Here is a 13,652-nt window from a genome sequence, read left to right as displayed (position 1 = left end):
ATGGCTCATATTGAGCCGTTTCGCTGTCATAGCCCTACAATGCCCTGTCGTTGCATAAGGACTTTGCCATGCCCCGTCGTTTTCTCGCCCCGCTGGCGCTGCTGTGTGCGCCGTTGTTCGCTGCCGAGCCGGTCTCCTACAGCCGAGATGTCCAGCCGATCCTGACCAACAAGTGCGTGGCCTGCCACGCCTGCTATGACTCGCCCTGCCAGCTCAACCTGGGCAGTGGCGAAGGTGTGCTGCGCGGCGCCAGCAAGCTGCCGGTGTATGACGGCGGCCGCACCAAGGCGCAACCGTCCACCCGCCTGTACTTCGATGCCCATGGCGAGGCGGCCTGGCGTGACAAGGGCTTCCAATCGGTGCTCGACCCGCAGGGCGGGCAGGCTGCGCTGATCACCCGCATGCTGGAGCTGGGGCGCAGCAACCCGCCGACGCCCAACGCCAAGCTGCCGGAGGACCTGGACATCGATATCGACCGGGAGAACCAGTGCCCGCTGCCCGGCGAGTTCGATGCCTATGCCAAGAAGTTCGCTCATGCCGGCATGCCCTTCGCCGTTGCCGGCCTCAGCGATGCCGAGTACGCCACCCTGCAGCGATGGCTGAAGGAGGGCGCACCGGTGGAGGAGCAGGCGCTGCAACCCTCGGCCGTGGAGCAGAAGCAGCTGGCCGACTGGGAGGCCTTCCTCAATGCGCCTGGCGCGCGGGAGAGCCTGGTCAACCGCTGGCTGTTCGAGCACCTGTTCCTCGCTCACCTGTACTTCGAGGGCGGCGAGCCGGGGCACTTCTTCCAGCTGGTGCGCTCGCGTACGCCGAGCGGCCAGCCGATCGACCCCATCGCCACGCGCCGGCCCAACGAGGACCCGGGCACCCAGGTGTACTACCGCCTATGGCCGATCCAGGGCGTGATCGTGCACAAGACCCACATTACCTACCCACTCAGCGCCAAGAAGCTCGCGCACACCCGTGAGCTGTTCTACGCCGGCGACTGGAAGGTGGATGCTGTGCCCGGCTACGGCGCCCAGCGCCGCGCCAATCCCTTCGAGACCTTCCAGGCGATTCCCGCCCAGGCGCGCTACCAGTTCATGCTGGATAACGCCGAGTACTTCGTGCGCACCTTCATCCGTGGCCCGGTGTGCCGCGGGCAGATCGCCACCGACGTGATTCGCGACAACTTCTGGGCGCTGTTCCAGGACCCGCGGCACGACCTCTACATCACCGATGCAGAGTACCGCGGCCAGGCCACGCCGCTGCTGGCCATGCCCGGCCAGTTCGACGAGATCAGCGACCTGCCAGGCCTGTGGAAGGCCTATCGCGACAAGCGCAACGAGTACGAAGACCTGCGCCGCGAGGCCTATGCCGACGCGCCGCTGCCGGGCTGGTCGACCCTGTGGGACGGCAATGACAACGCATTGCTGTCGATCTACCGCCATCACGACAGCGCCATGGTGCGCAAGGGCCTGATCGGCGAGATCCCGCAGACGATGTGGCTGATGGACTACCCGCTGCTGGAGCGCACCTACTACCAACTGGTGGTCAACTTCGACGTGTTCGGCAACGTCGCGCACCAGGCGCAGACGCGGCTGTACTTCGACCTGATCCGCAACGGCGCCGAGCTGAACTTCCTCCGCCTGCTGCCGCCGGATTCGCGCCAGGGCTACCTGGACGACTGGTACCAGAACAGCGGCAAGCTGAAGATGTGGCTGGACTACACCGAGGCCGATTTCGACACGGCGAGCGGTATCGCGCTGCCGGAACAGGGGGCCAAGGGCGCTTTCGCCCAGGCGCTGCTGGCGCGCTATGCCGACCTCAACGCACGGATCGACCCGATCAACCGCTGCGAGGGCGCCGATTGTCACAGGCCAGGCCTACCGGCCGACCTGGAGGATGCCGAGCAAGCTCTGAGCCGCCTGACCGGGCGCCCGGCCGGTGGACTCAAGGTGATCGACCAGCTGCCCGAGACGACCCTGCTGCGCGTCGAGCGCGCCGACGGCCAGCGCGAGGTCTACAGCCTGTTGCGCAACCGTGCGCACAGCAACGTGGCCTTCATGACCGGCGAATCGCTGCGCTACCAGCCGGGGCTGGACACCCTGACGGTCTATCCGGGCGTGCTCACCAGCTACCCCAACTTCATGTTCAGCCTGCGCGCGAGCGAGGTGCCGGAGTTTGTCTCGACCATGGAGCAGGTGCGTGACCCGCAGGCGTTCGACAAGCTGGTGGAGCGCTGGGGCATCCGCCGCAGCCATCCCGAGTTCTGGCGCTACTTCCATGACCTGTCGGCCTACATCCGGGAGACCGAACCGACTGAAGCCGGTGTGCTGGACATGAACCGCTACCGCAACCTCTGAGTGCAATGAAAAAGCCCGCCGATTGGCGGGCTTTTTCATGCTGCGGCGCGTGCTTAGAAGTGCACTTTGGCCAGCAGGCTGATGGCGCTCTGGTCGGTGCCACCGAGGATGTCGTCGCCGAGGAAGCTGTCGTCGTCGATGCCGTACTTGTCGCTCCAGTAGTCGTATTCCACGCCTACGTAGAACTTCTCGCCCCAGCCCAGGGCCTTGGCCAGGTCGTACTTGATCTGCGGGTTGAAGTGCAGGTTGGCGTGGTAGCTGTCGTCGTTGTCCACGACCCAGTCCATGAAGCCGTCGATCACCACGTTGGAGTTGCCGACCGGGATGGTGTAGCTCCACACCGGGGTGATCTGCCAGACGTTGTCGCCGTCGCGCTTGCCGTCGGTGGTGCGCAGGTAGGTGTTCAGCTGGAAGTAGTCGAAGCCGGGGATGTTCAGGTCCACGGCCGGGCCGATCAGGTAGGAGTCGACGTCGTCTTCGCCGAACTCGTAGGTGGCGGCCAGCAGCACGTCCTTGATCGGGCCGAACGACAGGTCGGCGCCGCTGATCTTGCCGAACGACAGACGCGGGCTGATCTCGCCATAGAAGGTGTGGCCGTCACCGGCGCCGTTGGTGGCCTCGGTGTTGTACTTGATGCCATCGACGAAGACGAACAGGTCACCGAAGCTCCAGCCGCTGGCGTGCTCGAAGGTCACGGTCTGCTGCTTGGGCGGGTCGATCTTGAAGTCGATGCCGTTGAGGTAGGTCAGGCTGTTGTCCTGCCACAGCAACAGGTCGCCGGCCATGGCCTGACCGGTTGCCAACAGGCTGCCGGCCAGCAGCAGGGAGGTGGTGGTGCGATTCATCGAGTGCTCCTGGAATTATTAATGTTTTATGTGTTGAACCTGTCGAATTGGTCAGGCTTTCACTGCTGAGCAAGAACGGCGCCAGTTCTTGTCCCGCGGGACAGAAAACAGGCTTTTTCTCGGATTTTTCCCCTTCTTGCCGGTTTCTCGGCGTAACACCGGGCTGCCCGCTCCGGCGTCACGCTCAAAGCCTTCTCGCGGCCGCTGCTGGCGGCCGTGGCGAAGGCGTTGGTCGAGGTCTTTGCTGCTTCAGGATGGCGCGTTGCTGCGCCATCGCGGGTCATTTCACCAGTCGTGCATCCATGCTGTTCTGCGCCAGGCGTTGCGCCTGTTCGCGGGTCATGCCGAGGCTGTCGTGCATGGCCATGAAGTTCTCGCCGACGTAGCCACCGAAGTAGGCCGGGTCGTCCGAGTTCACCGTGACCTTCACGCCGCGCTCGAGCATGGCCAGGATGTTGTGCTGGGCCATGTCGTCGAACACGCAGAGCTTGATGTTGGACAGCGGGCAGACGGTCAGCGGGATCTGCTCGTCGATGATGCGCTGCATCAGACGCTCGTCCTCGATGGCGCGTACGCCGTGGTCGATACGCTCGATCTTGAGCAGGTCCAGGGCCTCCCAGATGTACTCGGGCGGGCCTTCCTCGCCGGCGTGGGCGACGGCCAGCAGGCCTTCGCTGCGGGCCTTGGCGAACACGCGCTCGAACAGGCGCGGTGGGAAGCCCATCTCCGAGCTGTCCAGGCCGACGGCGACAAAGGCGTCGCGGAACGGCATGGCCTGCTCCAGGGTTTTGAACGCCTCTTCTTCGGAGAGGTGGCGCAGGAAGCTGAGGATCAGGCCGTGGCTGATGCCGAGCTGTTTCTCGCCATCGACCAGCGCCTGCTTGATGCCGCGCAGCACCACTTCGAAGGGGATGCCGCGGTCGGTGTGGGTCTGCGGGTCGAAGAACGGCTCAGTGTGCACCACGCCCTGTTCCTTGCACTTGAGCAGGTAGGCCCAGGTCAGGTCATAGAAGTCCTGCTCGGTGCGCAGGACGTTGGCGCCCTGGTAATAGAGGTCGAGGAATTCCTGCAGGTTGTTGAACGCGTAGGCGCCGCGCAGGCTCTCCACGTTGTTCCAGGGCAGGGCGATCTTGTTGCGTTCGGCCAGGGCGAACAGCAGCTCGGGCTCCAGCGAACCTTCCAGGTGCAGGTGCAATTCTGCCTTGGGCAGCTCGTTGATCCATTGGTGCATGTGGCGAATCTCGTCATCGGGCGATGTTTTGGCCGCGCATTCTAATCGCGCGGGGCGTGCAGGGGCAGGGCAGTGGTCGGGAAACGGCCGGGCATGATTCCGGCCGAATGCGCCGACGCAGAATCTGCTTGCGACCTTCTGAATTAGAGCCAGGCAAGGCAGAAATAGCTGAGAAAGCGCAGTTTACGAGCGGTAAATGAGCATTTCGAAGCTGTTTCTAACGCGGCCTGGCCGCGAGTCAGGAGGTCGCAAGCTGGTTCTCAGGCGGTGGCCTCCTGACGTCGGTAAGCATAGGTGTCGGCGAAGCGCGACAGCATGTAGTCGCTGCAGGAGATCGGTGCGTACTTGGGCGGGTTGTTCGCGTCGAAGCAGCCTGGCAGGCAGCTGATCTCGGTGTCCGGGTGCGGCTCGGCGAAGAACGGCATGGAGTAGCGGTCGACGCCCAGCGGGCTGATCACCCGGTGCGGGGTCGACTTGTACCGGTCGTTGCTCCAGCGCGCCATCATGTCGCCGATGTTGACCACGTAGGTGCCTTCCACCGGCGGCGCGTCGATCCACTCGCCGCGCACGTCCTGCACCTGCAGGCCGCCGGCGTTGTCCTGGTACAGCAGGGTCACGCAGCCATAGTCGGTATGGGCGCCGGCGCCTTGCTGCTCGGCGCTGCTGGCGGTCTGGCGTGGCGGGTAGTGGATCATGCGGAACACGCTGATCGGGTCGGCGAAACGCTGGTCGAAGAAGTCATCCTCGATGCCCAGGGCTTCAGCCATGGCGCGCAGCAGGGTCAGCGACAGCTCGTGCATGTCCAGGTAGTGCTGCTGCATCAGCGCTTCCCAGCCGGCGATCTGCGGGTGCCGGTTGGGGCCGCGCAGCGCCTTGCCGGCGAGCACGTCGGGGTGCGCAGCGTCCATGTGGAAACCCATGTCGAAGGTTTCCTTTAAGTCGCTTGGCTTGCTCGGGTCGAGCTGCTCGGTAGCGATGGCGCCATAGCCGCGATGGTGCGCGGTCTGGGTGATGTCGATGCGCAGTTTTTCCTCGGCCGGGCGGGCGAAGAAGTCCACGGCGGCGGCCTTCAGCTCGGCGATGCGCGCGTCAGGAATCGGGTGGCCTTTGATGTAGTAGAAGCCCCATTCGCGGCAGGCGTGGTCGATCTGCCGGGCGACTTCGAGCCGGGCGGCCTGGTCGTCCTGGTAAAGGGGGGCGATATCGATGATGGGCAGGGTGTTCATGCTGGCTCCAAGAAGTACGGTCCGCGGCGCCGGTCTGGCGGGTGAGCGCGGTCCGGGTTGCTGCGAGTCTTCTCGTACCCATGCAGCGAAGAGGCCGACCTTGGGTCGGCCCTGTGCGCGGTTCTCCCGGAGGAGGGACGGCAGCACGTCTTCAGTAAAACCGCCACGCGGGGTGCGCGGCGGCGGAATTCTACGGCAGTTCGGGGGCGCCTGGCGCCCCCGTTGGCCGGTTACTTCGGCAGTTCGGCGGTGATGCCCTTGACGTAGTAGTTCATGCCCGCCAGTTCGGCGTTGCTGGCCACAGCGCCCTCGGCGATCTTGACCGTGCCGCTCTGGTCCATGATCGGGCCGGTGAACGGGTGGAAGGTACCGGCCTTGATGTCGGCGATGATCTTCTCGGCCTCGGCTTTCACGTCGGCCGGTACCAGGTCGTTGATCGGCAGTTCGATGGTGCCTTCGGCCAGGCCGCCCCAGTAGTCCTGCGACTTCCAGTTGCCATCCATGACCGCCTGGGCGCTCTTGATGTAGTGCGGGCCCCAGTTGTTGACGATGGAGGTCAGCACGGCTTTCGGGCCGAAGTGGGCCATGTCCGAGGCGTAGCCGACGGCGTACACGCCGCGACGCTCGGCGGTCTGGATCGGCGCCGGGCTGTCGGTGTGCTGGAACACCACGTCCACGCCCTGGTCGATCAGCGCGTTGGCGGCGTCGGCTTCCTTGCCCGGATCGAACCAGGAGTTGACCCACACCACCTTGATCTCGGTGCCCGGGTTGTACTTGTTCAGCGCCAGCTGGATCGAGTTGATGTCGCGGATCACTTCCGGGATCGGGAAGGAGGCGATGTAGCCGATCTTCTTGGTCTTGGTCATCTTGGCGGCCAGGTAGCCACCGACGTAACGGCCTTCATAGGAGGTCGACAGGTAGGTGCCGAGGTTCTTGTCCTGCTTGTAGCCGGTGGCGTGCTCGAAGGTGACCTTGGGGAACTGCTTGGCGACCTTGGCAGTGGGGTTCATGTAGCCGAACGAGGTGGTGAACACCAGGTCGTAGCCGCCCTTGGCCATGTTGCGGATCACGCGCTCGGCGTCGGCGCCTTCGGCCACGTTCTCGACGAAGCTGGTCTCGACCTTGTCGCCGAACTGCTTGATCAGCGCCTGACGGCCCTGTTCGTGCTGGTAGGTCCAGCCGTGGTCACCGATCGGGCCGACGTAGACGAAGCCGACCTTCAGCGGGTCCGCGGCGGAGGCGGAGAGGGTAGCGCTCAGGCCGATGGCGGCGGCGATGCCGCAAACCAGGCTCTTCAGGGAAGTGGTGGACATAGGGGTTGCTGTGCTCCGTAGCGGGTTGTTGTAGTGGCCTCTGAGGGCCTTGTGCTCAATGCAATAAATTGACCAGAAAGACAAAAAAGCGCTGTTGCGTGTTGCTTCGGGCTTCTGCGCCGTAACGGCTGGCGCAGAAGTTGGCGAAATGGTCAAAACTGGCGCGCCGTGACGAGCTGCGGCGTGAATCTGGTGCAGTCCGGCGCCCATGTTCAGTGGCCCGCCTTCCACGGCTGGCCGAGGGAAACCGGGGCGTACAGACGGGTCTTGATCGCATCGCGCGAGAGCACCACCAGCACCAGGATGGTCGCCACGTAGGGCAGCATCGCCAGCAGGTTGGACGGCACGCTGATGCCGATGCCCTGCGCGACCAGGTGGAGGATGCTGGCCAGGCCGAACAGGTAGGCGCCGAGCAGCACGCGGAACACTCGCCAGCTGGCGAATACCACCAGCGCCAGGGCGATCCAGCCGCGCCCGGCGGTCATGTTCTCCGCCCACATCGGCGTGTAGGCCAGCGACAGGTAGCCACCGGCCAGGCCGGCCATGGCGCCGCCGAACAGCACGGCCAGGGTGCGCACGCGCAGCACCGGCAGGCCCATGGCGCTGGCCGCGTCCGGGTTCTCGCCGACGGCCTGGAGGATCAGGCCGATGCGGCTCTTCAGCAGTACCCAGGCGATCAGCGCGAACAGGGCGAAGGACAGGTAGACCAGCACGTCCTGGTTGAACAGCATGTGGCCGATCAGCGGAATGTCGGCCAGCAGCGGGATGGCCACCGGCTCGAAGCCGGTCAGCGGTTTGCCGACCCAGGCGGCGCCGACGAAGGCCGACAGGCCGACGCCGAAGATAGTCAGCGCCAGGCCCGTGGCCACCTGGTTGGCCTGGCAGCCCAGCGCCACCAGGGCGAACAGCGAGGACAGCAGCATGCCGGCCAGGCACGCCAGCAGTACGCCGAGCCACAGGTTGCCGCTGGCGAAGGCGACGATGAAGCCGATCACCGCGCCGAACAGCATCATGCCTTCCTGGCCGAGGTTGAGGACGCCACTCTTCTCGCACACCAGCTCGCCGAGGGCGACCAGCAGCAGCGGGGTGCCGCAGCGCACCATGGCATAGAGGATGTTGGACAGCAGATCGATATCCATGGGTACTCCGGATCAGGCCAGGGCGTCGCGGGCGACCGCACGCTTGTGCCACAGCAGTTTCAGCCGCGGCTTGTAGAGGATCAGCACGTCGCAGGCGAGCAGGTAGAACAGCATCATTCCCTGGAACAGCTCGGTCAGCGATTGCGGCAGGTTGAGGTTCATCTGCGCGTTTTCGCCGCCCAGGTAGAGCAGGGCCATGAGCAGGCCGGCGCAGACGATGCCGATCGGGTTCAGGCGGCCGAGGAAGGCCACGGTGATGGCGGCGTAGCCATAGCCCGGCGACACCTGCGGCACCAGTTGGCCAATCGGCCCGGTGACCTCGCTGACGCCGGCCAGGCCGGCCAGGCCGCCGCTGATCAGCAGCGCCAGCCAGACCAGGCGCTTCTCGCGGAAACCGACGAAGCCGGCGGCGCGCTGGTCGAGGCCGAGCACTTTGATCTGGAAGCCGAGGAAGCTCTTCTGCAGCAGCACCCAGACCGCCACCAGGGCGAACAGGGCGAAGAACAGACCGATATGCACGCGGCCGTCTTCGAACAGCTGCGGCAGGCGGCTGGCGTCACCGAACATCGCCGACTCGGGGAAGCTGAAGCCGTTCGGGTCCTTGAGCGGGCCGTGGACGAAGAACAGCAGCAGGTTCAGGGCGATGTAGTTGAGCATGATGGTGGTGAGGATTTCGTTGGCGTTGAACTGCGTGCGCAGCCACGCCGCAAGAGCGCCCCAGGCGGCACCGGCGAGTGCGCCGACGGCGATCACCAGGACCAGCGCCCAGCGGCTCTCCCAGTCGATGATGTGCACCGCCAGGGCACTGCCCACCAGCGCGCCCATCAGCAACTGGCCCTCGGCGCCGATGTTCCAGATCCGCGCCTGGTAGGCCACGGCCAGGCCGAAGGCGCAGAGCAGGATCGGCAGCGCCTTGATCAGCAGCTCCGAGACGCCGTAGAAATCGCTGATCGGCTCGATCAGCAGGGTGTGGAAGGTGGCCAGCGGGTCGTGGCCGAGCGCAGCGAACAGGATCGCCCCGCTGATCAGCGTCAGCAGGCCGGCCAGCAGCGGCGATAGCAGGAGCATGGCGCGCGACTGCTGGGTACGGGGTTCGAGGGATAACAGCATGTCGGGCTCTCGTCAGGCAGCGTCTTGCGGGGTGTCGAACTGGCCGGCCATCCAGCCGCCGACCTCCACGGTATGGGTCTCGGCGGTGGCCTTGAGCGGCGACAGGCGCCCGCTGCACAGGGCGCCGATGCGGTCGCTGATCTGGAACAGCTCGTCGAGGTCCTCGGAGATCACCAGGATCGCCGCGCCCGCGTCGCGCAGGGCGATCAGCGCTCGGTGAATGGCGGCGGCGGCGCCGACGTCCACGCCCCAGGTCGGGTGCGCGGCCACCAGCAGCTTAGGGTTCTGCAGGATCTCGCGGCCGAGGATGAACTTCTGCAGGTTGCCGCCGGACAGGCTGCGGGCCGGGGTATGGGCGTCCGGGGTTTTCACCGCGAAGCGGCGGATGATCTCCTCGGCCAGTTCCAGCACCTTGCCGGCGCGGATCATGCCGCGGCTGACCAGGCCCTGCTGGAAGGCGGTGAGCAGGGCGTTGTCGGAGAGGCTCATCTCCGGCACGGCGCCGTGGCCGAGGCGCTCGGCGGGCACGAAGGCCAGACCTCGAGCGCGGCGGGCGTCGGGGTAGAGGTGGGCCATCGGCTGGCCGTCGAGGGTGATGCGCTCGCGCTCGGCGGTTGGCAGGCGCACCTCGCCGGAGAGCAGGCCGAGCAGTTCGTCCTGGCCGTTGCCGGCGACCCCGGCGATGCCGACGATCTCGCCGCTGCGCACTTCCAGGCGCAGGTTGGCGAAGGAGGTGCCGAACGGGTCCTTGTTGCGCCAGGTCAGGTCGTCCACGCGCAGCCGCGGCAGGCCGCCGGCCACTTTCGGGTAGCTGGCCTCCAGGCCCTCGGCGTCGCCGACCATCAGGCGCGCCAGCTGCAGATCGCTGCACTCGGCCGGCACGCAGTCGCCGGACACCCGGCCGCCGCGCAGAACGGTGGCGTTGTGGCAGAGGGCGCGTACTTCGCCGAGCTTGTGGCTGATGAACAGGATGCTGCAGCCCTCTGCGGCCAGGGCGCGCAGGGTGACGAACAGTTCCTCGACCTCCTGTGGGGTGAGCACCGAGGTCGGTTCGTCGAGGATCAGCAGCTTGATGTCCTGCATCAGGCAGCGAACGATCTCCACGCGCTGACGCTCGCCGATGGACAGGCTGTGCACCAGGCGCTCGGGCTCCAGACCCATGCCGTAGCGCTGCGAGACCTCGCGGATGCGCGGCGCCAGCTGCTTCGGCGTACCGGCCTCGCGTCCCAGGGCCAGGGCGATGTTCTCGGCCACGCTCAGGGTCTCGAACAGCGAGAAGTGCTGGAACACCATGCCGATGCCCAGCTCGCGGGCCTGGGCCGGGTCGCGCACCTGCACCGGCTGGCCTTCCCAGAGCACCTCGCCGGAGTCTGGCTGGGTCACGCCGTAGATGATCTTCATCAGGGTGCTCTTGCCGGCGCCGTTCTCGCCGAGCAGGGCATGAATCTCGCCGGGCTGGATGCTCAGGTCGACGCGGTCGTTGGCCAGCGTGCCCGGATAGCGCTTGGTGATGGCGCGCAATTGCAGGCGTTGCGGCAGATCAGATTGGGACATGGTCGGCTCGGTGAATGGTCGATGTGCGGCAGATAAGCAAAAACATGGCCAGATGGTCAGGATGGTTTGCCGGCCCCGTGGTTGCGGGCTTTGCGACGTGTCGCTGGCATGTGTGGCTGCATCTGTGGGCGATGTTGGTGCGTCTGCTCGTTACTAACGGAAGCGTTGCACCACTATGCTCCGGCGGGCGGAGGCTGCAGGCCACAACCCTTGAGGATCACGTGGGTGAGCGAGCGTCTTGCTCGTTCGAATTCGGCCTCGTCCAGGTGCTCGCGCCCTAGCACGCGGCAGATCTGCGAGCCGAAGTCGGCGTAATGCTGGGTGCTGCTCCATAGCAGGAAGATCAGGTGAGCCGGGTCGACCGGGTCCATGCGGCCGGCGGCGATCCACTGCTTGAACACCGCCGTGCGGCCGATGAACCAGGTCTGGTAGTCCTGATCGAAGTGCTCGCTGAGGCAGGGGCAGCCGCCGATCACCTCCATGGCGAAGATGCGCGAGGCCTCCGGGTGCAGGCGCGAGAACTCCATCTTGGCGCGGATGTAGGCGCTCAGCGCGGTGGCGGGGTCGTCGTCGACGCTGAGGTGATTGAAGGTGCTGTCCCACAGCTCGATGATGTCGGTGAGCACCGCCACATACAGGCTCAGCTTGTTGGTGAAGTAGTAGTGCAGGTTGGCCTTGGGCAGCTCCGCCTGCTCGGCGATGTTGAGCATGGTGGTGCCCTTGAAGCCGTGGCGGGCGAACTCCTGGGCGGCGGCGGCGAGGATGCGACTCTCGTTAGCCTGGCGGATGCGGCCGGCCGGCTTCTCCGCACCGGCCGTATGGGAGGGGATCAGAATGGTCATTGCGGCTCTCGCTGGGGCAGGTGCCGCTCCCTTGCAAATAGCTGACCAATTGATCAAAGGCCCGGATGCATGGGGAATCGAAGTGCAGCGGCCTGGGTAGCCGCCCCGCGCTGAGGCGCGAGTGCGCTTTTGGTGCGACGGATTCTTATTCCTACTGAAATACTAGGACTTTGTCGGGAAGAGGCGATTGGCGTACACTGGCGCCACGTTTGCGAGGAGTTGCCATGAGCGCCATCACCATTACCGACGCCGCCCACGATTATCTGGCTGATCTGCTGAAGAAGCAGAACACCACCGGTATCGGCATCCGCGTCTTCATCACCCAGCCCGGCACGCCTTACGCTGAGACCTGCATCGCCTACTGCAAGCCGGGCGAGCAGAAGGCCGAAGACACCGCTCTGGCGCTGAAGGAATTCACCGCCTGGATCGATGCTGTCAGCGAGCCGTTCCTGGAAGACGCCGTAGTCGACTACTCCACCGACCGCATGGGCGGTCAGCTGACCATCAAGGCGCCGAACGCCAAGGTGCCGATGGTCAACGAGGACAGCCCGATCACCGAGCGCATCAACTATTACCTGCAGACCGAGATCAACCCCGGCCTCGCCAGCCATGGCGGCCAGGTGAGCCTGGTCGACGTGGTCGAGGAAGGCATCGCCGTGTTGCGCTTCGGCGGCGGCTGCCAGGGCTGCGGTCAGGCCGACTTCACCCTCAAGGAAGGGATCGAGAAGACCCTGCTGGAGCGCATCCCCGAGCTGAAGGGCGTGCGTGACGTGACCGACCACAGCAACCGCGAGAACGCCTACTACTGAGTGTTCGCGGTGGCATGAGAAAGGCGCCCTAGGGCGCCTTTCGTCTTTTCTGGCGAGCCGTTTCGCTAGGCCGGCACTGCCTGGCGGCGACCACTGGCCAAGGCCAGCAGCGCCAGGACCAGCAGTGGCAGCATGGCCAGGTTGACCGGGTTCCAGCCCAGGCCGCTGATCAGCGCGCCGGAGGCGAAGGAGGCGCAGGCCGCCACCGTGCCGTTGCCCAGCTCCATCAGGCCTTGGGCCTGGCCGCGTTCCTCTGGCGCATGGCCTTGGCCGAGCAGGGTGGTGCCGGCCACCAGCATCAGGTTCCAGCCCATGCCCAGCAGCAGCGAAGACACCAGGAAGTAGCTCTGCAGCTGCCCGCTCAGGGCGATGCCGGCGCTCGCCGCCAGCAGCACGATGCCGAGCAGGGCGACGCGGCGGCAGCCAAGACGGTCGACCAGCGGGCCGGCGAAGAAGGCTGGCAGGAACATGCCGACCATGTGCCAGCGAATCACCTCGGCGCCGGCCTCCAGCGGCAGGCCGCACAGGCTCATGGCCAGCGGCGTGGAGTTCATCACCAGGATCATCAGGCCGTGGCCGATGGCGGTGGTGGCGATGGCAGTACGCACCACCGGGCGGCTGAGCAGCGTGCGCAGGGCGGCCAAGCCGCCACCATTGCCAGGCGGCAGGGCGCCCTGCTGCAGGCCGGACAACAGCAGCAGGCCCAGGCTGGCCAGGGCGGCGACCGCCAGATAGGCGCCGACGAAGGGCGTGGCCAGGGCGTTCTGTGCCCACAGGGCGAGTGGCGGCGCGAGCAGCGCCGCGCACAGGCCGCCGCCGATCACCCAGGCAGTGGCGCGGCCCTTGTGCGCCTCGTCGACCGCCTCCAGGGCGGCGAAGCGGTAGTACATGGCGGAAGCCTGGTAGATGCCCAGCGGCAGGGCGCCCAGGCAGAACAGCCAGAAGTCCGCCAGCCATATCCCGCTGGCGCTGACCAGCCCGCCGAGGATGCCGCTGGCGGCGCCCAGCAGCAGTCCGGCGCGGCGGCCGTGACGCTGCATGAACAGCGACAGTGGCTGGGTCGAGAACAGGTAGCCGAGTACCAGCAGGGCCAGCGGCAGGGTGGCCAGACCGTTGTAGGGCGCCAGCTGCAGGCCAACCAGTGAGGTCAGCGTCACCCCGATCAGGGTGCAGCTCCAGAACAGCGCCTGGGCGAGGAACAGCCGCAGCAGCGTGGGGTTGCGTAGCAGGAACATGCG

Annotated in this window: 12 protein-coding genes; 2 read left to right on the top strand and 10 right to left on the bottom strand. The window is 66.0% G+C overall.

From position 1 onward, the window contains the following. Window positions 1-68: 68 nt before the first annotated feature. Window positions 69-2,345 carry a fatty acid cis/trans isomerase gene (locus tag PTT45_RS14400; protein WP_273814081.1) on the top strand — a complete coding sequence of 759 codons (2,277 nt, stop codon included), beginning with the start codon at window positions 69-71 and terminating at the stop codon, window positions 2,343-2,345. 53 nt (window positions 2,346-2,398) lie between these two features. On the opposite strand, the gene PTT45_RS14395 is transcribed toward PTT45_RS14400, so the two are convergent. The 9 genes from PTT45_RS14395 to PTT45_RS14355 form a co-directional block, all read right to left on the bottom strand. Further along, the gene (locus PTT45_RS14395; RefSeq protein ID WP_273814079.1) at window positions 2,399-3,190 is read right to left on the bottom strand and encodes an outer membrane protein OmpK; all 792 of its coding nucleotides are present in this window, start codon (window positions 3,188-3,190) and stop codon (window positions 2,399-2,401) included. A gap of 59 nt (window positions 3,191-3,249) precedes the next feature. Then, the gene (locus tag PTT45_RS14390; RefSeq protein WP_273814077.1) at window positions 3,250-3,474 is read right to left on the bottom strand and encodes a hypothetical protein; all 225 of its coding nucleotides are present in this window, start codon (window positions 3,472-3,474) and stop codon (window positions 3,250-3,252) included. Continuing rightward, window positions 3,471-4,421 (bottom strand): adenosine deaminase, encoded by a 951-nt coding sequence (locus PTT45_RS14385; RefSeq protein ID WP_273814076.1) that lies wholly within the window; start codon window positions 4,419-4,421, stop codon window positions 3,471-3,473. Before PTT45_RS14385 ends, PTT45_RS14390 begins: the two co-directional genes overlap by 4 nt. Window positions 4,422-4,681: 260 nt before the next feature. Further along, the gene (locus tag PTT45_RS14380; RefSeq protein ID WP_273814074.1) at window positions 4,682-5,647 is read right to left on the bottom strand and encodes a 2-oxoglutarate and iron-dependent oxygenase domain-containing protein; all 966 of its coding nucleotides are present in this window, start codon (window positions 5,645-5,647) and stop codon (window positions 4,682-4,684) included. Between the two features lie 230 nt (window positions 5,648-5,877). Further along, complete coding sequence (locus PTT45_RS14375) at window positions 5,878-6,960, bottom strand: BMP family ABC transporter substrate-binding protein (protein WP_273814073.1); 1,083 nt, start codon at window positions 6,958-6,960, stop codon at window positions 5,878-5,880. Window positions 6,961-7,172: 212 nt separating this feature from the next. Then, a complete protein-coding gene (locus PTT45_RS14370; RefSeq protein ID WP_273814071.1) occupies window positions 7,173-8,099 on the bottom strand; it encodes an ABC transporter permease in 927 nt (308 codons plus the stop codon). A 12-nt stretch (window positions 8,100-8,111) separates the two neighbouring features. Continuing rightward, a complete protein-coding gene (locus tag PTT45_RS14365; protein WP_273814069.1) occupies window positions 8,112-9,209 on the bottom strand; it encodes an ABC transporter permease in 1,098 nt (365 codons plus the stop codon). Between the two features lie 12 nt (window positions 9,210-9,221). After that, entirely contained in the window at window positions 9,222-10,763 is a 1,542-nt protein-coding gene (locus tag PTT45_RS14360) for an ABC transporter ATP-binding protein (RefSeq protein ID WP_273814067.1), read from the bottom strand. Window positions 10,764-10,936: 173 nt separating this feature from the next. After that, window positions 10,937-11,605 carry a TetR/AcrR family transcriptional regulator gene (locus PTT45_RS14355; protein WP_273814066.1) on the bottom strand — a complete coding sequence of 223 codons (669 nt, stop codon included), beginning with the start codon at window positions 11,603-11,605 and terminating at the stop codon, window positions 10,937-10,939. 224 nt (window positions 11,606-11,829) lie between these two features. Between PTT45_RS14355 and nfuA the strand changes: the two genes are divergently transcribed. Next, complete coding sequence (gene nfuA / locus PTT45_RS14350) at window positions 11,830-12,414, top strand: Fe-S biogenesis protein NfuA (protein WP_043307800.1); 585 nt, start codon at window positions 11,830-11,832, stop codon at window positions 12,412-12,414. Window positions 12,415-12,479: 65 nt separating this feature from the next. Here the strand turns inward: nfuA and PTT45_RS14345 are convergent, their stop codons facing one another. Then, window positions 12,480-13,649 carry an MFS transporter gene (locus PTT45_RS14345; protein ID WP_273814062.1) on the bottom strand — a complete coding sequence of 390 codons (1,170 nt, stop codon included), beginning with the start codon at window positions 13,647-13,649 and terminating at the stop codon, window positions 12,480-12,482. Window positions 13,650-13,652 lie beyond the last annotated feature (3 nt).

It is taken from the genome of Pseudomonas sp. Gutcm_11s (assembly GCF_028649395.1).
GTDB lineage: Bacteria > Pseudomonadota > Gammaproteobacteria > Pseudomonadales > Pseudomonadaceae > Aquipseudomonas.
This window is presented reverse-complemented; position numbering and strand designations above follow the sequence as displayed.